The following is a 17562-nucleotide window of genomic DNA, read 5'->3' on the forward strand; positions in this document are numbered from 1 at the left end:
GGCGCCGGTCCCGAGGACCGGCGCCGCCGCTGTGGTGATGCAGTCGTTAGCGGGAGCGCTGACGCAGCCGCTGCACGTCGAGAATGACGACGGCGCGGGCTTCCAGGCGCAGCCAGCCGCGCTGGACAAACTCGGCCAGGGCCTTGTTCACCGTTTCGCGGGAGGCACCGACAAGCTGGGCCAGTTCCTCCTGTGTCAGCTCGTGGGCAACCAGGATGCCGTCCGTTGCCGGACGGCCGAAGCGGTCCGCCAGATCCAGCAGTGCCTTGGCAACGCGGCCCGGTACGTCCGAGAACACAAGGTCCGCCAAGGACTCGTTCGTGCGGCGCAGCCGGCGGGCCAGGGCCTGCAGCAGCTGGACCGAAACCTCGGGACGGGTCTCAATCAGGGCGCGCAGGTTCTCGTGGCGCAGACCGGCAAGCCGGGTTTCCGAAACCGCGGTGGCAGTGGCGTTGCGGGGAGACGGGTCGAAAAGGGCCATCTCGCCGAACAGTTCGCCGGGGCCGAGGATCGCCAGCAGGTTTTCGCGGCCGTCCGGAGCGGAGCGGCCCAGCTTGATCTTGCCGGAGACGATGAAATAGAGCTGGTCGCCCTGGTCGCCCTCGCGGAAGACGGAGGCGCCGCGTGAGAGGTCGACCTCAGTGAGCTCTTCGGTCAGGGCGGCGAAAACGTCGTCTCCCAGAGAGGCGAACAACGGCGCGCGGCGCAGTACCTCGATATCCATGAAATCTCCTGTAAATAGTGGTCTCTACCTACCATCTTGCCGTACGTCACCCCCCAGTGATACCTGAAGCACGTTTGTTCACCGATCGGTCCGTAAAAGAGGGAAGGGCCACAGCCGGAGCGTCAATCCTGATAACGGCTTCCGGAGGTTGTCCCTATAAACTCGCAACTGCAGCGGTCTTCCACCGCCGGGCCACGCCGATTGACACGCTTGGAGCTCTTTGTGCTCGGATTGACACTTCTGGACATCATCCTGCTCCTCGTCCTGCTCTTCTACCTGGTTGGCGGACTCCGCAACGGACTGGTGGTGACCCTCGGCGGGATCGTGGGATTCGTTGCCGGGGCCGTCGGCGCCTTCTTCGCGATTCCTCTGGTTGCACAATGGGTTCCGGACAACGGCTGGCGCCTGACGGTGGTCATCGCCACCGCTGTTGTCCTGGTGCTGGTCGGCCATGCGGCCGGCGCCGCACTTGGCGGGACGATCCGCAGGTGGCTGAATTTCCCCCCGCTGAAGTTCCTGGACCGCCTGCTCGGCGGTGCGGCCAACCTTGCAGTGGCAGCCTTGGTGATGGCCATGCTCGCTTTCAGCGTGACGACACTGGGCGTCCCGTTCCTGTCCCAGCAGATTGCTGCCTCGAAGGTCCTCACCGCCATCGAGGATGCCACTCCCGAGCAGGTCAAAACCTGGAGCGCGCAGATTCGTTCCTTCACCGTTTCCGAGGGGCTGCCGACCATCCTTGACAGCGCCGCACCGCAAACCGCTGTCCCGCCCAGCGCGGAGGTGGACTCCGAAGAGCTGCGGACCGCATCGGCGTCGGTCCTCAAAATCACCGGCACGGCCTATCAGTGCGGGCAGAACCAGACCGGGTCCGGAGTGGTGGTGGCGGATGACCGTGTGGTCACCAACGCCCACGTGGTTGCCGGCGTGAACGAACCGGTGGTGGAGGTCCCCGACGGCAGCGTGCTGCCCGGGCGGGTGGTCCACTTCGATTCCGCACGGGACCTGGCCGTCCTCGCCGTGAACGGCCTCGATGCCGCACCGGTCCCCCTGGGTGAGCCGCTTGCCGCGGGCACCACCGCGGCCTTCGCCGGGTATCCCGCGGGAGGCCCGTTCCGGCTGCAGGCTGCAAGCGTGGAGGGCCTGTCCAATGTGGCCGTCCGGGACATCTACGGAACCTCCCCCGAGGTGCTGGAGGTCTACACCCTGGCGGCGAACGTGCAGCAGGGCAATTCCGGCGGTCCGCTGCTGGACATGGACGGCCGGCTCGCCGGCATTATTTTCGCCAAGACCACCAGCGACCAGCCCATCGGCTATGCCCTCTCACTGGCCGAAGTCGGCCCTGTGGTCGAGGCCGCGCCCGGTTACGACAGCCCGGTATCGGCCGGCCAGTGCACCAGTAAGTAACCGCGTCCCGCTAAGCGCGGGGCAGCACCAACGCGCTAGAGCCAGTGCAGGGACTGACCGTGCGGTCCGGTCCGTGCCACGGCCCTGCCGTTGTGGTGCAGGATGAACAATCCAGGCTCCGGATCGGGGGAGAGCCCTGCGCGCCCCGGAAAAACGCCGTTGCCCTCGTTGGAGATCCAATGCACCGGGCGCCCGGTGGCGTCCAGGTAACCGGCCATGGTGTCGCCGAAAACCTCCCGGTCCGCTTTGGGGGTATAGGCGAGGACGGCGGTGTGGAACACAACGACGGCGGCCTCGGGCGGGGCCGCCTCAATCAGCCCGGAAATTTCGGCGTTGAGGTCGCCCTTGATGATCCGGGCGGGGGAGTGCCCGGCAGTTTCCGCAGCTGCCCGGAGGAGGGCCCTGCGGTCCTCCATTCCGGGCCAGATCAGGGCGTCCAGCCAGGCCAGGTCGTCGGGGTCGGAAGGGTCCAGCGGCGAAAGGTCCACTCCGGCCCGCGAGATAACCTCGGGACAGGACCGCGGCAGCGGCGGATTGCCGGTGGTGGCGCAGTCCAGGACCAGGTCCGCGCGGCCCGGATCGTTGATGAGCGCTCCGTCGTCGTACCGGTAGCCGTAGCGGTCCGGATACAGGCACAGGCCCGCGGAGGCTCCGACTTCAATGAGGGCGAGCGGGCGCTCCTCGGTCCGGGCGATTTCGGCGAGCAGGGGAAGGAGGACGGCGCAGCGGCGCGGCTCGTTGGTCTGCGTGCTGCGGCGGAGGATGACCGGGCGGATGTCTGCCCAGTGCTCCTGCAGGAAGGACCGGAACTGCGTGTAGGGGCCCGCAGCGGCGCCACGGCTGCGGGCGGCCGCCAGTACGAGGTTGGGCTGGCGCTTGTCCTCCGGCAGCCCGTCGATCAGTGCCAGCACCTCGGGATCCGCGCTGATGGCGGCGGTCCACTGCTCATACACGTCCGAGGACCCGCGGGCTTCGACTTCGGCGAACCGGGCATACCGTTGCGCAGTGGCGGACATGGCTAGGCCGGCCCGGCAGCCGACTCGATCAGGTACTCCACCGCCATCCGGTAGCCGCTTATTCCGGCCCCGCAGATGACCACCTGGGCCACCGCGGAAACGAAGGAGTGGTGGCGGAACTCCTCGCGGCGGTGGATGTTGCTCAGATGCACCTCGACCACCGGCAGTTCCACGCCGGACAAGGCATCCGGGATGGCGACGGAGGTGTGGCTGTATGCAGCAGGATTGATGACAATGCCGTCGGCAGTGCCGCGCGCCGCATGGATGGCATCGATCAGGTCGCCTTCATGGTTGGACTGGACGCAGTCCACGGTCCACCCGTGGGCGGAGGCCGCGGCCATGGCCGCGGCCTCCACATCAGCCAGGGTGGAACTGCCGTAGATCGCAGGTTCGCGCGAGCCCAACAGGTTCAGGTTGGGACCGTTGAGGACAAGGAGGTTGCGGGTTCCGGCTGCAGTCATGGTCTAACTATGCCGGAGAGAACGCCTTGGCCGGGCCTGCGGGCTCCGTGTTGCGCCGGGACATGTGCCGTGCCGCCACGGCCCCGGCAATGGTGATCAGGGACATCAGTGCCAGGACGACGCCGGGATGCCACCACGCGCCGTCGGTCGCGTTGGAGAAGACCTGCGTGATCGAGGGGGTGAAGCCGGAGAGGATGCCGGCCAGGCTGTAGGCCAGGGACATGGCGGTGAACCCGGTGCGGGCCGGGAACAGATCCGCCATCAGCCCGCCCAATGCCGCCCATGCCGCCGTCGGCGCGATGCCGCCGATCAGGATGGTCAGGATGTAGACCGGCGTGGTGGCGTTGCTGATGATGAAGTACAGCGGGAAGGAAATCAGCAGAGTGGCCACGGCCCCGGCCATCACCATCCGGGCCGAACCGATGCGGTTGGCCAGGAAACCGAACGCGGGGATGGTTGCGAGCTGCAGCACCGAACCGACCAGCGCTGCGTTCAGGACCGTGGACTCGGACAACCCCAGCACGGTTGTTCCGTAGGACTGGGTGTAGGTGGTCATCAGGAAGTAGGAGCCGATACCCAGCAGGGCGGCCGCGGCCGCCACGAGGACCGCCGCCCACTGGGTGCGGAGCACCTCCAGCAGCGGAATCCGGGTGATCTCGTGTGCCTGCGCCACGCCCTTGAACACGGGGGTTTCATCGATGGCCAGCCGCAGGTACAGGGCGATGCCCATGAAGGGGAACGCCAGCAGGAACGGAATGCGCCATACCCCGGCCGCCATTGCCTCGTCGGACACGGTGGCCAGCAGCAGGAAGATGCCGGTGACCATGATGGTGCCTACGGGTGAGCCGATCTGCGGGATGGCAGCGTAGAGCGCCCGCTTGCGGGGAGCGGCGTGTTCGGTGGCGATCAGGATCGAGCCGCCCCATTCACCTCCGACGGCGAGGCCCTGGAGCAGGCGGAGCACCACCAGCAGCAGCGGTGCCCAGATTCCGATGGTGTTGTAGTCCGGCAGCAGGCCCACCGCTCCGGTGGCGGTGCCCATCAGGACGATGGTTGCGATCAGTGACGTCTTGCGTCCTACCCGGTCGCCGATGTGGCCGAAGAGGATGGCACCCAGGGGCCGGGCAATGAAGCCCATGCCCAGGGTGAGGAAGGACAGCAGGATGCCGGTCGCTGCGTCCACGTCGGGGAAAAAGATCCGGTTCAGGACCAGGGCGGCGGCGGTGCCGAAAACGTAGAAGTCGTAGGACTCCAGGGCGGTGCCGATAAACGACGCGCCCGCGACTTTGCGGGCCATCGTGGAAGACGAAGGGGTGGGTGATGCGGCTGGTGCGGCCGCTGCGGGTGTAGTAGACACAGACCAGAATTGTCCTAGCAGCAGGGCCGTTCACCAAGCCCATGAGTCCAACATCACATTGGCCGGGCGGTGGGGGTGCCTAGCTGCGTCCCTGCTTCCCCAGGTAGGGGTGGACCAGGGCCTTCCCGGCAGCGGCCAGTGCCGGCCCGACGCTGCTGCCGTTGACGACATAACCGTGCACCATGGCCCCGTCCCGCAGCATCAGCAGCTGGTCCGCCAGCTGCCCCGGATTCTCGGCACCCAGCTGGGACAGCCGTCCGGCAACCATGGAATGCAGCCAGGTGCGGTGCCGGGCCACTACGGCCCGGACCGGATGGGCGGGGTTGGTGTACTCCGCGGCGGCGTTAATGAAGGGGCAGCCGCGGAAACCGTCCGTGCAGGCCTGGGAACCCATGGCTTCGGCGAACTGGAGCAGTCCGGTGCAAGGGTCGGGGTCCAGTGCCTGCGCCTTCTCCTGCACCGCAGCGGACTGTTCCTGCAGGTAGGCCACCACCAGGTCATCCTTCGAGCGGAAGTAGCGGTAGAAGGTCACTTTGGTGGTGTCGGCGGCGGCAATGATCTTGTCGGCGCTCACGGCACGGATGCCCTCCCGGTAGAACAGCTCGGACGCCTGCGCCAGGATCCGGTCCCGTACGCCGGACGGTTTTGCCGCCATCGGTGTTCCTCCGCTTCTTTCTCTGGTGCGCTTGCAGTAGACGTACTAGTTAGTCTACCTTGAAGGCTACGCATTTCCCCACCTAAGGAGTTCCCATGAGTGCTTTGTACACCGCAGCTGCCACCGCCACCGGCGACGGACGCAACGGGGAAGCCCGCACCAGCGACGGCAAGCTCGAAGTCAACCTCTCCACTCCTACCGAAATGGGCGGTTCCGGCGAGGGCACCAACCCCGAGCAGCTCTTTGCCACCGGCTACGCCGCCTGCTTCCTCTCCGCACTGAAGATGATCGCGCGGGCCGAAAAGGCTCCCATCGCCGATGCCGCCGTCACGGCGGATGTCAGCATCTACAAGCAGGAAGAAGGCGGCTTCAAGCTCGGCGTGGCACTGCACGTGGAAATGTCCGGCGTGGATGAGGCCACCGCGGACAAGCTGGTCCAGGCCGCACACCAGGTGTGCCCGTACTCCAACGCCACCCGCGGCAACATCGAAGTCGAGCTGGACGTTACCGTCGGCTGACGGGCTTCCGAAAGCACGAAACGCCACAGGCGCCCGCCCCGGTCCGGGGGAGGGCGCCTGTGGCGTATACGGAGCGGTGCCGCTGCTACTTGCGCAGCGATTCGGCAATCTGCTGCATCACGGTGTTGTCCGCGAGCGTGCTCGAATCTCCGGCCTCGCGGCCCTCGGCCACGTCCTTGAGCAGCCGGCGCATGATCTTGCCGCTGCGGGTCTTGGGCAGTTCGGGAACCACCAGGATGTGCCGCGGCTTGGCGATGGGGCCGATCTCCTTGCCCACGTGGTTGCGCAGGGTGGTGACAATGTCGTCGTCGTCCTTTGCGCTGCCGCGCAGGATGACGAAGGCGACCACGGCTTCGCCCGTGGTGTCGTCCGCGGCGCCGACGACGGCGGCCTCGGCCACCGAGGGGTGGCTCACCAGGGCGGATTCGATCTCCGTGGTGGAGAGCCGGTGCCCGGAGACGTTCATGACGTCATCGACCCGCCCGAGCAGCCAGATATCGCCGTCCTCGTCCTTCTTAGCGCCGTCGCCGGCGAAGTACATGTTGTCGAACCGGGACCAGTAGGTCTCCTTGAACCGTTCCGGGTCTCCCCAGATGCCGCGCAGCATGGACGGCCACGGTTCCTTGACCACCAGGAAGCCGCCGGACCCGTTGGGTACGGGCTCACCCATTTCGTCCACCACGTCCACCGAAATGCCGGGTACGGCCACCTGGGCGGAGCCCGGCTTGGTGGCCGTGACGCCCGGCATCGGGGCGATCATGTGCGCGCCGGTTTCGGTCTGCCACCACGTGTCCACGATCGGGGCGGGATGTTCCTTCTTGCCGCCGTTGGCGCCGATGACCTGGCGGTACCACATCCAGGCCTCCGGGTTGATGGGTTCTCCCACGGAGCCGAGCACCCGGATGGAGTCGAGGTTGTATTTCTGCGGAATGTCCCGGCCCCACTTCATGCAGGTGCGGATGGCGGTGGGGGCGGTGTACAGGATGGAAACCTTGTACTTTTCCACCAGCTCCCACCAGCGTCCCTGGTGCGGGGTGTCCGGGGTGCCTTCGTAGATCAGCTGCGTGGCACCGTTGATCAGCGGGGCGTAGGCGACATAGCTGTGGCCGGTTACCCAGCCGATGTCCGCGGTGCACCAGTACACGTCGGTTTCCGGGTGCAGGTCGAAGGTGTTCCGGTGCGTAAACGCCGTTTGGGTAAGGAATCCGCCCGTGGTGTGCAGGATGCCCTTGGGTTTGCCCGTGGTGCCGGACGTGTAAAGGATGAACAGCGGGTGCTCCGAGTCGTGGGCCACGGCCGTGTGCTCGGCGTCCGCCGTGTCCACGACGTCGTGCCACCAGCGGTCCAGGCCGTCGTTCCACTGAACGGGCTCGCCGTTCCGGCGGACCACCAGCACGTTTTCGACGGTATGGCCGTCCGCGGCGAGCGCTTGGTCCACGGCCGGCTTGAGCGCGCTGGGCTTGCCGCGCCGGTAGGAGCCGTCCGCCGTCACCACAAGCTTCGCCTCGGCGTCGTCGATCCGGCTGCGCAGGGCATCGGCGGAGAAACCCCCGAAGACCACCGAGTGGACGGCGCCGATCCGGGCGCAGGCAAGCATGGTGATGACCGCCTCGGGGATCATCGGCAGGTATACCGCTACGCGGTCGCCCTTGGCCACGCCGAGGGACTCGAACGCGTTGGCTGCCTTCTTGACCTCTTCGGTCAGCTGCGCGTAGGTATAGGTGCGCGTATCGCCGGGTTCGCCCTCGAAGTAAATGGCCACCCGGTCTCCGCGGCCCTCTTCAACGTGCCGGTCCAGGGCGTTGTACGCGGCGTTCAGCGTGCCCCCGACGAACCACTTGGCGAACGGGGCATCGGTCCAGTCCAGCGCCTGGGTGAAGTCCTGTTCCCAGGTGAGGATGTCCCTCGCCTGGCGGGCCCAGAACGCGGGGCCGTCCGCCGCAGCCTCTTCGTACAGCGCGGGCTTTGCCACTGCGGATGCTGCGAATTCGGCGCTCGGCGGGAAGCTCCGGCTTTCATGCAGCAGGTTCTCGAAGGCGTCACCGTGCTTCTTTGCAGGGGACTGATCAGACATGGTTGAACCCTTTCACTTCGCTTTCCGATCCATCACGCGGTGATGGTGCATGGCTGCCCACCACCCTATCGCCGGATGTGCAGTGCTGTGTCCGCGCTCACATAAACAGTGGCAAAACGGCGCGATTATGCGGTGAGCGGTATGTCACCCCGCCCGGGCACGCCGCCGCTCGGCTAGTGCGCCCCGCCGTCGTTGATTAGGCTGTCAGAAGGAAGCAACCGCCTACGCACCGTAGATGCGGCCTTCGGATCCCGCGCACACGGTGCGCTGCGGACCGGCGGCCGCGAATGGAGATCAGTATGAACAACCCCCCTGTTGAAAACGAGGCCCGCGCTGCGGCCGGATCTTCGGAAACCGACGTGCGTCCCTCCGCCGCCGAGCACGGCGTGCAGGCCTCCCCGGCTGCCGGGGAACAGACGGCCCTCGTAGGCCCCTTCGGGCTGCGCGACGTCGTGGTGGGAGGGTCCGTGCTCCTGATGCTGGTGGGCAGCGTCCTTCCCTTCTTCACTGTCACCCGGCTGGCTTTCGAAGAGAACTTCAATCTCTGGAACGCCTTCCCGCTGTTCTTCGTGGGTATCGGGATCCTGCTGCCGCTGCTGGTTGCCGGGCTGTTTGCCGGCCGCCGCCTCGCTCCGACGATGAAACCCCGTGTCGGCTCGCTCTCCCTGGACCAGTTCGCTTCCGTGACCGCGGTGCTGGCGGTGACCTTTTTCTTCCTCCAGACCGTCACGGACTTCAGCGCCGGAGCCATTCTCACCCTCATCGGCTCCCTGGGCCTGCTGGTGTCCACCACGCTGGCCCCCCACCTGCCGTTCTTCGCCCGGGAGTTCCGGAACCGCCCCGAAGCCCCGGCCGCACTGACGGCACGCGATGCCCTACCGCTGCGTCCCCGCCCGGCCCGTCCGAAGCCGGAACCGAAGCCGGAGGCGGAGGGCACCGAAGGCAGCCGCCGCTTCACCAACCCGCTTCGCCGCAGTGACGACGCCGGCACCACAGTGCACGACGCTTCCCGCACGGAGGTTTCCGCCCCGGGCGGCACCGCCGTCGTCGGCACGCCTGCCGCAGACGCATCCGGAGCAGCTCCGGCCACGCAGGCCCAGCCGACATCCGCTCCCGCCACCCAGGCTTCCTCCGCCGCGGCGCCGGCTTCGCCGGCCACTGCCGCCCAGCCCGCTGCCGCCCCCGCCCCCGCCGGGATGCAGGTAGAAGAACCGCTGGCCGCCACCACGGTGAATCCGGTGGTCCGGGATGCCGGAACCGACGCGCCGGCAGCAGCTGCCGACGACGCGGAGACCGGCAATGAACCCATCACCGCAACCCGCGATGAGGCCGTCGTAGAGGCCTTCTGGTTCGCCGTGGGCACGCCCCGCCAGATCGTCGACGAACGTACCGGCCTGCCGCTGTTCATGTTCCACCCCGGAGACTGGGAACTGGGACTCGAAGACCGCGGCGACGAATTCCTCGTCCAGGACAAGCGCACGGGCCGCATCGGCGTCCTGCGTGACCTCAGCAACATCGAGCGCGTCGACGCCGATCAGTAGGGCCTGCGCAGCAGCCGCCATCAGCAGCACCCAAGCGTGAGAAGAAGGACATTCAGCAGTGGCAAAGGCAACCGGCAGTGATCCGTCCCTCCTCGCCGTGAAGCGGCGGGCACGGCGCATCAACCGGATGCTGGGGGAGGTGTATCCCTACGCCGTAGCCGAACTGGACTTCACCAACGCGTTTGAGCTGCTGGTGGCCACAGTCCTGTCCGCGCAGACCACGGATATCCGGGTCAATGCGGTGACGCCCATCCTGTTCGCCCGGTATCCCGACGCGAAGGCGATGGCCGAGGCCGACGAGGAAACGCTGCAGGACATCCTCCGCCCCACCGGGTTCTTCCGGGCCAAGGCAGCCAGCGTCAAGGCGTTGTCCACCCGGCTGGTCGACGAGTTCGACGGCGAGGTGCCGGACCGGCTCGAGGACCTGGTCACCCTGCCCGGCGTCGGACGGAAGACCGCCAACGTGGTGCTCGGCAACGCTTTCGGCGTCCCGGGCATCACGGTGGACACCCACTTCGGGCGGCTGTCCCGCCGGTTCGGGTGGACCACCGCCACGGACCCGGTCAAGGTGGAAGAAGACGTAGCGGCGCTGTTCGAGCCGAAGGACTGGACGCCGCTTTCCAACCGTGTGGTCTTCCACGGACGGCGGGTCTGCCATGCCAAGAAGCCCGCGTGCGGGGCCTGCCCCGTCGCACAGCTCTGCCCTTCGTACGGCGAAGGCGAGACCGATCCGGAGAAGGCACGGAAGCTGCTCAAGTACGAACTGGCACCCGGGCGCGAGGAACTGCACGCACGGATGATGGCTGCCGAAACCCGTGCGCAGCTGCGGGCCGCCGGGTTTGGACTCGAAGCATGAGCGCGCTCGCGGACCTCGAGGTGCTGGCTGCCGGGGCAGGGGGAAGGGCGTTCAGTGCCCATGTTGCCCAGCTGCGCCGGAGCGTTGATCCGGCCACCGCACGTCCTGCCGCGGTGCTGATCCTCTTCGGTGTGCTGGACACCCATCCTGCCGACTTCTCCGCCGACGCCGTCCCGGACGACGTCGACGTGCTGCTGATTGAACGGGCCGCAACCCTCAACGACCATCCCGGCCAGGTGGCCTTCCCCGGCGGTTCAGTGGATGCCGCGGATGCCACGACAGTGGACGCGGCCCTGCGGGAGGCCCGGGAGGAAACCGGCCTGGATCCTGCTGGCGTCCGCGTCCTGGGTGCCCTGCCGCCCATCGGACTGCCGGTCAGCAACTTCCTGGTCACTCCCGTGCTGGGCTGGTGGGACAAACCCACGCCCGTGGACGTGGTGGACTACGGGGAATCGGCGTCCGTCTTCCGGGTTCCGGTCGCGGACCTGCTCAACCCCGAAAACCGCCGTACCGCAGTCCTTCCGGGGCGCGGGGGCGCTCCCCGGACCCCTGCCTTCCTGGTGAACGGGGTGCTGGTGTGGGGATTCACCGGCATCATCCTGGCGAGCCTGTTCGATGAGCTCGGCTGGACGCAGCCGTGGGACGAAAGCCGGGAGATTGTCCCCACCCTCTGAGCCGGCGCGCTACTTGGCGTCGGCGTAGGAGTCCACGGCAACGGCAACCACCGGGAACTCCAGCGGGATCTGTCCGAACAGCAGCCGGGTCGCTGCCGCCGCCGCCTCGGTCACCAGGGCGCCGACTTCCTCTGTCCGGCCGGCCGGGACATGGAGCATCACCTCGTCGTGCAGGAAAAAGACCAGTTCGCCTGCGGGGGAGGACGACGACGCCGCCCGCAGCCGGCGTCGTATCTCCGCCAGCCAGCACAGTGCCCATTCCGCGGCGGTTGCCTGCACCACGAAGTTGCGCGTAAACCGGCCCTGGGACCGGGCAAGGGAATCCGCACGGCGCTGTTCTTCGGCACTGGTGCTTTGCTGGGCGCGACGCCAGCGCTCCGACACGGGCGGACTGCTGCGGCCCAGATGGCTGCTGACCACCTGCCCGGCTTCTCCCGCCCGGGCACCGCGTTCCACAACGGCGATGGCCTGCGGATAGGCGCGCGTCAGCACCGGCATCAGCCGGCCCGATTCCCCGCTCGTGGCGCCGTACATCGCCCCGAGCATTGCCATTTTCGCCTTGGCCCGGTCACCGTCGAAACTCCGGTCGGCGATGCCCTGGTACAGATCCCTGCCGCGGGCCGCGGCGGCCAGTGCGTTGTCCTGTCCCAGGGCGGCCAGGACCCGGGGCTCCAATTGTGCGGCGTCGGCCACGATCAGCCGATGGCCGGGATCCGGCCGCACCGCGTCCCGCACGGTCTTGGGGATCTGCAGCGCTCCGCCGCCGCGGGAGGCCCAGCGCCCGGACACCACGCCGCCCACCACGTACTCCGGCCGGAAGCGGCCGCCGTCCACCCAGGCGTCCAGCCAGGCCCACCCGTTGGCAGTCAGGAGCCGGGACAGCTTTTTGTATTCCAGCAGCGGCTCAATGACGGGATGGTGATGCTGCTGCAGTTCCCAGGACCGCGTGCTGCGGACCTCAATGCCGGCGCGGTGCAGCGCCCGCAGCAGCTCCTGCGGGGAGTCGGGGTTGAAGCCGGGGTTGCCGAGCAGCCGGCGCATGTCCGCGGCGAGCTGTTCCAGCCTTTCCGGACGCTGGCCTTCCGGCGGCCGCGGACCGAGGGCGTCGCGCAGCAGTGCCTCATGGATGTCCCGGCGCCAGGGAATGCCGGAGTTTTCCATTTCCACGGCGATCATCCCGCCGGTGGATTCGGCGACAGCCAGCAGGTTCAGTTTCGCCGGAGATGCCGAGCGGGCGACGGCGTCCAGCTGATCGGCCAGTTCGGCCGCGAGCTCCGCGGCGGTGGCCTGCTGCGGGCCGGCCGCAGCTCCGGCGGGGGCGTCAAGGGTGTCGAAGATGGACGTCTGGTCGGGGGAGTGCCGGAGCGGAAGCAGCTGCCGGGGCGCCGGATCTTCCGCAGGTCCCTCCGCGCGAAGCTTTTCAATGTAGGGCGTCGGGGGAACCGATGCGGCAAACCGGAGGATGCCGCGGACCAGCGCGAGGTCGTGGCAGCGCTCCACCGTGACCCCGGCGTTCAGCAGCCGGGGATAGACCGCGCGGGCGGATTCCCAGACCCAGCGGACCGGGCGTTGTTCGTAGTGCCGGACGGCTGCGGCCAGCCGGCCGCGGGCAACGGTGACGGCGGGTGCGGACGGCACGCCCGCGCCGTCGGTCTCCTGCAGGGTCCAGGCCCCGTCCTCTTCCCGTGCTGCGGGGCCGGGCGCGAGGACGATGTACATGCTTCTATTCTCACCCGAAGCCGCGGTAGCCGGGTCCCGTGCCGGCGTCGCCCGCGCCGCGCGGTGCTGGCGTCGCCCCCGCGGCCCCCGTGCCGGCGTCGCCCCCGGATAGGGAAGACTGGAGGTTCACCGTTTACCGAAGGGACACCCTTGATCACTCTGTCGCAGGATACCGACGGCTTTATCCGCATGGACCGGCATTTCCCCGCGTCAATCTCTATTGCCGTTGCCTTCGCCGACGGCACCACTGAGGTGATGACCGGCGCCCGGCTGAACCAGGCATACGACGACGCGTTGGCCCGTTTCCGCGCAAACAACGGCTTTGATGCCAGGGGATTCTCCCGCGCGCCGAAGCAAAAGGCCTTCGGCGCGGGCCACAAGATCGATTACGTCCCGGTGCAGCCCGGCATGGGTACCCGACCGAACTCATAGAGAATCTGCCGTCCGGGCACGCAGTTCCCCGCGACGAGCCGCCGGGCCGGAGAACCGCAGATGGCTGTCCACGAGGGCGCCCTTCTGCAGGTCCCGGCGGTCGGCCAGGAAGTTCATGGTCATCAGCCACGGTGCCTGGGTCCCCTGCCGGGGCAACGAGTCCAAGCTGCGTTGGACGTACCCTGCGCCGAAGTCCAGCAGGGGCCGCGTTTCCATGCCTGTCGGCGCCACGGGCACCGCGGCGGTGTGCCCGTGCTCGTCCATCCGGGCCAGCAGCCGGGAGAACCATGTGGTCAGCAGACCCACCTTGAGTGTCCAGGACGCATTGGTGTAACCGATGGCGAAAGCCATATTCGGGATGCCGCTGAGCATGACACCGCGGTAGGCAACGTGTTCGGCAAGGTTGACCGGAGCCCCGTCGAGCTTCAGTTCCATACCGCCGAGTATCTGAATGGTGAAGCCCGTGGCCGTGACGACGACGTCGGCCGGCACCTCCTCGCCGGACTCCAGGCGCAGGCCCTCCGCAGTGAAGCCGGCGATCCGCCCCGTGACCATGCTCGCTTTTCCGCTGCGCAGGGCACAGAAGAAATCACCGTCGGGCACGGCGCACAGCCGTTGGTCCCAGGGCCGGTACGGCGGATTCAGGTGCCTGTCCAGGTCGAATCCTTCCGGCACCGCGCGGGACTGGATGCTGCGGATGGCTTTTCGGGCGGCGTTGGGCCAGCGGCGGCAGAAGGACCAGATGGCCCGCTGGCGCCGCGCGCTGATTTCAGCCATGACGCGCCCCGTACGTTCCGGGCCCAGGACGCCGCGCAGGCGGCGGGCGATGGGATCCCGGGCCGGCAGCGGAAGGATATAGGTGGGGGTGCGCTGGACCATCGTCACCTCGGCGCCGAGTCCGGCCAGTGCCGGAACGAGGGTGACCGCTGTGGCGCCGCTGCCCACCACGGCAATCCGCTTGCCTGCAACGTCCAGGTCTTCGGGCCAGTGCTGCGGGTGGATTACCGGGCCGGTGAAGCGGACGGCATCGGGGATTTCAGGGGTGTAGCCCTCGTCATAGCGGTAGTAGCCGGCGGCATTGAAAATCCAGCCCGCGGTGAAGTGCAGGATCTGTCCGGTGCCCGCAGGTTCAGGCCGTCGTCCGTCCGCGCCGGCGCCGGGTGTCCGGGTGCGTTCCACGGAGACGTTCCAGCGGGAGTCCCTGCTCGACCAGTCCGCGGAGAGGACCCTGTGGTGGTAGCGGATCAGCGCGTCCACTCCGTATTCCGCTGCCGTTTCCTGCAGGTAGCGCAGGATGCCGGGGCCGTCGGCAATGGCTTTCTCTTCACGCCAGGGCCGGAAGTCGTAGCCGAAGGTGTAGAGATCGGAGTCGGAACGGATGCCGGGGTACCGGAACAGGTCCCAGGTGCCGCCGGCACGGCTTCGGGATTCCAGCAGGGCCATGGAGCGTCCGGGGTGGTCCTGCCGCAGGCGGCAGGCCGCGCCGATTCCGCTCAGGCCGGCACCGATGATCAGCACGTCCAGATGTTCCACGGCCGCTTGGGTATTTTTCACGGTGTCCTCGATCGTCATGGATTCCCGTTCCTTGCCGGGCGTTGCGCGCCGGGTTACCGCAGACACTACCGTCCGGGCCGCGGGCTGTCCTTCCCTGCACACCCGGGAGCGGCACGACAGTTTCCCACGGCGGGGCCGGGCAGCGCGGAACAGCCTCGGAAACGTGCCCAAGGTTAATCCCATGGATGAGCGACATGGTGCTCGGGCGAGGGACACCGGGCTTTTACGGGCGGCATCGGTGCCTGACATGCGGCGCGGGAAACGGTTGCGGCCGCCAGCAGCAGGGGGCGCGGTAGTACTGGTTGCCGGTGACCAGGGGCTCCAGGATGAAGTGGCGCGGCTTGCAGCTGCTGCCGGCATCGAGATTGCTGCTGCCGGCGGAATTGCCGAGGCTCTTGCCCTGATGCCGGAGGTTCTGCTGCTGGGGACCGATGAGCTTCGCTCCCTGGCCGGCCACCGCGGCACCGCCGCCGGCATCACCGGCATCCACCCGGCAGGGCACACCGAGGTCATCGTGGTGGGAGTCGCGGGGGACACCGGGATTTGGGAGCTGGCTGCCGGGAGCGCAGCAGCCCGGGTGGCGGTCCTCCCTGCCGCCGCGGAATGGCTGGCCGGATACCTGGGCGGACGCCGGGGTGTTACCGGCGGCACGGTCCTGGGTGTCCTGGGTGCCTGCGGCGGGTCCGGAGCCACCGCAGTCGCCTGCTGGCTGAGTGCCTGCGCTGCGGAGCGGGGCAGCTCGGTGTTGCTTGTTGAGGGGGATCCGTGGGCGGCCGGCCTCGAATGGGTGCTGGGGTCCGCGGAACTGGATGGCATCCGCTGGCCGGACCTGGCGGGGCTGAGCGGAACCCTGAACCCGGTCCAGCTGGCCGCCGGACTGCCCGCACTGGGCGGGTTTTCCCTGCTGGCACGCGGCGAGGGTGCCCCTTCCGGGGACGTCCAGGTGATCCGGGCGGTGATCGACGCGGCCCGAAGCGGGTACGCGGTGACTGTCGTGGACCTGGGCCGTTCGGCGGGGGCACAACCCCTGCTGCCGTTCTGCGACCAGGTGATGCTGGTGGTTCCGGGCCGGGCCGGCGGCATCCAGGCCGCGCGCACGCTGCTCCCGTATCTCGGGCCGGCGCCGGTCCGGGTGGTGGTACGCGGTCCCCTCGGCGACGGACTCGACGAGCTGCGGACCGCCGGGGCCCTCGGTCTCCCGCTGGCTGGATATGTGCCCTTTTACAGGGGGACGGAGCGTGCCATGGACGGCGGCCAGGTGCTGGGATGTCTCGGACGGGCCGGAATCCGCCGCAGAGTGCGGCGGATCCTCGCCGACGTCCTGCCTGCTTCCACCGGGGCACTGTCATGACCGCCTCGGGTTCCGCCGGTGCCGCTGCCTCCCGCGGCAGGCACGCCCCGATCATCGGTCCCGACCCCTTGCTGGCCCGGGTGCGCGACCGGATGCTGGCCTATCCCGAGCCGGTGACCGCAGCACGTTTGGCCGCAGCCGTGCAGGCCAGCGGACATCTGCTCGGGTCCGAAGGGACGTTGCGGGCCGTAGACAGGGTCCGTGCGGAAATCCAAGGCCTGGGGGTGCTGCAGCCGCTGGCGTCTTTGCCGGGTGTCAGCGACATTCTGGTGAACGGGCCGGACCAGGTGTGGGTGGATGCCGGGCGCGGACTGGAGCGGACCGGGGTGCGCTTCTCCACCGAATCCGATGTGCAGGCCTTGGCTACCCGGCTGGTGTCCGCCGCCGGACGGAGGCTGGACGATTCCAATCCCTGTGTTGATGTCCAACTGCAGGGCTATCGGGTGCACGCCGTCCTTGCTCCGGTTTCCACCGGATCCACGCTCCTGTCCATCCGCATCCATCGCAACCGGACCTTCAGCCTTGCAGAGCTGGCACGCAGCGGAATGATGGACCCGCAGTGCGAAGCAGTGCTGCGGAAGATTGTCAGCAGGCGCCTGAACTTCCTGGTCAGCGGGGCAACCGGTACCGGGAAGACCACACTGCTTTCGGCACTGCTGTCCCTAAGCGGGCAGCAGGAGAGGCTGGTGCTGGTGGAGGACGCGGCCGAGCTGACCCCGATCCACCCGCATGTGGTCGGGCTGCAGAGCAGGCACGGAAATGTGGAGGGTACGGGGATCCTGGACCAGGCGGAACTGGTCCGGCAGGCCCTGCGTATGCGGCCGGACCGGCTGGTGGTGGGGGAGTGCCGCGGAGCTGAAGTGCGGGAATTGCTGGCTGCGCTGAACACCGGACACGATGGTGCGGGCGGGACCATCCACGCCAACTCTGCGGCCGGAGTTCCGGCGCGGTTGACGGCCCTGGGCGCCCTTGCCGGCATGACGCCGGACGCCGTGGAACTGCAGGCTGCTGCCGCGTTGGACGTAGTGATCCATCTGCACCGGACCGCGGGTGGCCGTACCGTTTCCGACGTGGCCGTGCTGGGCAGGGCGGGAGGCAGGCTGGCTGTCGTTTCGGCGCTGGTCCGGACCGCTACGGGGTATCGGCGGGGCGAAGGGTGGCCGGAGCTCGAGCAGCGAATGGAAGAGCGCGGCTCCATGAGGGACGGGGCAGCCCGGCCATGAGGA

Annotated in this window: 16 protein-coding genes; 8 read left to right on the forward strand and 8 right to left on the reverse strand. The window is 68.2% G+C overall.

Annotated elements, in window-relative coordinates:
- Positions 1-46: 46 nt before the first annotated feature.
- Complete coding sequence (locus AC5RT8_RS11485) at positions 47-724, reverse strand: Crp/Fnr family transcriptional regulator (RefSeq protein ID WP_146360700.1); 678 nt, start codon at positions 722-724, stop codon at positions 47-49.
- 222 nt (positions 725-946) lie between these two features.
- Here AC5RT8_RS11485 and AC5RT8_RS11490 point away from each other — a divergent pair, with 222 nt between their 5' ends.
- Positions 947-2128, forward strand: a complete 1182-nt coding sequence (locus AC5RT8_RS11490) for a MarP family serine protease (RefSeq protein ID WP_494095861.1) — start codon at positions 947-949, stop codon at positions 2126-2128.
- A gap of 35 nt (positions 2129-2163) precedes the next feature.
- On the opposite strand, the gene AC5RT8_RS11495 is transcribed toward AC5RT8_RS11490, so the two are convergent.
- The 4 genes from AC5RT8_RS11495 to AC5RT8_RS11510 all read right to left on the reverse strand — a co-directional run bounded on the left by AC5RT8_RS11495 (position 2164) and on the right by AC5RT8_RS11510 (position 5617).
- Positions 2164-3144, reverse strand: coding sequence for a DUF2332 domain-containing protein (locus AC5RT8_RS11495; protein WP_494095862.1), 981 nt, complete (start codon positions 3142-3144; stop codon positions 2164-2166).
- A 2-nt stretch (positions 3145-3146) separates the two neighbouring features.
- Positions 3147-3605 carry a type II 3-dehydroquinate dehydratase gene (gene aroQ, locus AC5RT8_RS11500; RefSeq protein ID WP_494095863.1) on the reverse strand — a complete coding sequence of 153 codons (459 nt, stop codon included), beginning with the start codon at positions 3603-3605 and terminating at the stop codon, positions 3147-3149.
- A gap of 7 nt (positions 3606-3612) precedes the next feature.
- Positions 3613-4962: an MFS transporter gene (locus AC5RT8_RS11505; RefSeq protein WP_494095864.1), complete on the reverse strand. Its 1350-nt coding sequence runs from the start codon at positions 4960-4962 to the stop codon at positions 3613-3615.
- A gap of 79 nt (positions 4963-5041) precedes the next feature.
- Complete coding sequence (locus tag AC5RT8_RS11510; protein WP_494095865.1) at positions 5042-5617, reverse strand: TetR/AcrR family transcriptional regulator; 576 nt, start codon at positions 5615-5617, stop codon at positions 5042-5044.
- A gap of 95 nt (positions 5618-5712) precedes the next feature.
- Here AC5RT8_RS11510 and AC5RT8_RS11515 point away from each other — a divergent pair, with 95 nt between their 5' ends.
- Entirely contained in the window at positions 5713-6135 is a 423-nt protein-coding gene (locus AC5RT8_RS11515; protein WP_227925381.1) for an organic hydroperoxide resistance protein, read from the forward strand.
- Between the two features lie 85 nt (positions 6136-6220).
- Here the strand turns inward: AC5RT8_RS11515 and acs are convergent, their stop codons facing one another.
- Positions 6221-8209 carry an acetate--CoA ligase gene (acs, locus tag AC5RT8_RS11520; protein WP_494095866.1) on the reverse strand — a complete coding sequence of 663 codons (1989 nt, stop codon included), beginning with the start codon at positions 8207-8209 and terminating at the stop codon, positions 6221-6223.
- A gap of 299 nt (positions 8210-8508) precedes the next feature.
- On the opposite strand from acs, the gene AC5RT8_RS11525 reads away from it, so the two are divergent.
- Genes AC5RT8_RS11525 through AC5RT8_RS11535 form a run of 3 tightly spaced genes read left to right on the forward strand, consistent with a single transcriptional unit; the run spans position 8509 to position 11280 of the window.
- Positions 8509-9750: a hypothetical protein gene (locus AC5RT8_RS11525; RefSeq protein ID WP_494095867.1), complete on the forward strand. Its 1242-nt coding sequence runs from the start codon at positions 8509-8511 to the stop codon at positions 9748-9750.
- Between the two features lie 58 nt (positions 9751-9808).
- Positions 9809-10606, forward strand: coding sequence for an endonuclease III (gene nth / locus AC5RT8_RS11530; protein WP_494095868.1), 798 nt, complete (start codon positions 9809-9811; stop codon positions 10604-10606).
- Positions 10603-11280 carry an NUDIX hydrolase gene (locus AC5RT8_RS11535; RefSeq protein WP_494095869.1) on the forward strand — a complete coding sequence of 226 codons (678 nt, stop codon included), beginning with the start codon at positions 10603-10605 and terminating at the stop codon, positions 11278-11280. The genes nth and AC5RT8_RS11535 overlap by 4 nt, the downstream gene beginning before the upstream one ends.
- Before the next feature lie 9 nt (positions 11281-11289).
- Here AC5RT8_RS11535 and AC5RT8_RS11540 read toward each other — a convergent pair whose 3' ends face one another.
- The gene (locus AC5RT8_RS11540) at positions 11290-12999 is read right to left on the reverse strand and encodes a bifunctional 3'-5' exonuclease/DNA polymerase (RefSeq protein ID WP_494095870.1); all 1710 of its coding nucleotides are present in this window, start codon (positions 12997-12999) and stop codon (positions 11290-11292) included.
- A 150-nt stretch (positions 13000-13149) separates the two neighbouring features.
- Between AC5RT8_RS11540 and AC5RT8_RS11545 the strand changes: the two genes are divergently transcribed.
- Complete coding sequence (locus AC5RT8_RS11545; protein ID WP_494095871.1) at positions 13150-13431, forward strand: hypothetical protein; 282 nt, start codon at positions 13150-13152, stop codon at positions 13429-13431.
- On the opposite strand, the gene AC5RT8_RS11550 is transcribed toward AC5RT8_RS11545, so the two are convergent.
- Positions 13426-15003, reverse strand: coding sequence for a flavin-containing monooxygenase (locus tag AC5RT8_RS11550; RefSeq protein ID WP_494095872.1), 1578 nt, complete (start codon positions 15001-15003; stop codon positions 13426-13428). The two genes, AC5RT8_RS11545 and AC5RT8_RS11550, sit on opposite strands and share 6 nt — an antisense overlap.
- Positions 15004-15232: 229 nt before the next feature.
- On the opposite strand from AC5RT8_RS11550, the gene ssd reads away from it, so the two are divergent.
- Both ssd and AC5RT8_RS11560 read left to right on the forward strand, forming a co-directional pair.
- Entirely contained in the window at positions 15233-16336 is a 1104-nt protein-coding gene (gene ssd / locus AC5RT8_RS11555) for a septum site-determining protein Ssd (protein ID WP_494096399.1), read from the forward strand.
- Positions 16333-17559, forward strand: coding sequence for a TadA family conjugal transfer-associated ATPase (locus AC5RT8_RS11560; RefSeq protein ID WP_494095873.1), 1227 nt, complete (start codon positions 16333-16335; stop codon positions 17557-17559). Before ssd ends, AC5RT8_RS11560 begins: the two co-directional genes overlap by 4 nt.
- Positions 17560-17562 lie beyond the last annotated feature (3 nt).

This window comes from Arthrobacter sp. Ms25 (genome assembly GCF_059090365.1).

Coding starts and splice junctions, on each gene's coding strand:
- AC5RT8_RS11485 (WP_146360700.1), bottom strand. CDS start 724: ATGGATATCGAGGTACTGCGCCGCGCGCCGTTGTTCGCCTCTCTGGGA.
- AC5RT8_RS11495 (WP_494095862.1), bottom strand. CDS start 3,144: ATGTCCGCCACTGCGCAACGGTATGCCCGGTTCGCCGAAGTCGAAGCC.
- aroQ (WP_494095863.1), bottom strand. CDS start 3,605: ATGACTGCAGCCGGAACCCGCAACCTCCTTGTCCTCAACGGTCCCAAC.
- AC5RT8_RS11510 (WP_494095865.1), bottom strand. CDS start 5,617: ATGGCGGCAAAACCGTCCGGCGTACGGGACCGGATCCTGGCGCAGGCG.
- AC5RT8_RS11515 (WP_227925381.1), top strand. CDS start 5,713: ATGAGTGCTTTGTACACCGCAGCTGCCACCGCCACCGGCGACGGACGC.
- acs (WP_494095866.1), bottom strand. CDS start 8,209: ATGTCTGATCAGTCCCCTGCAAAGAAGCACGGTGACGCCTTCGAGAAC.
- AC5RT8_RS11525 (WP_494095867.1), top strand. CDS start 8,509: ATGAACAACCCCCCTGTTGAAAACGAGGCCCGCGCTGCGGCCGGATCT.
- AC5RT8_RS11535 (WP_494095869.1), top strand. CDS start 10,603: ATGAGCGCGCTCGCGGACCTCGAGGTGCTGGCTGCCGGGGCAGGGGGA.
- AC5RT8_RS11540 (WP_494095870.1), bottom strand. CDS start 12,999: ATGTACATCGTCCTCGCGCCCGGCCCCGCAGCACGGGAAGAGGACGGG.
- AC5RT8_RS11550 (WP_494095872.1), bottom strand. CDS start 15,003: ATGACGATCGAGGACACCGTGAAAAATACCCAAGCGGCCGTGGAACAT.
- ssd (WP_494096399.1), top strand. CDS start 15,233: ATGCGGCGCGGGAAACGGTTGCGGCCGCCAGCAGCAGGGGGCGCGGTA.
- AC5RT8_RS11560 (WP_494095873.1), top strand. CDS start 16,333: ATGACCGCCTCGGGTTCCGCCGGTGCCGCTGCCTCCCGCGGCAGGCAC.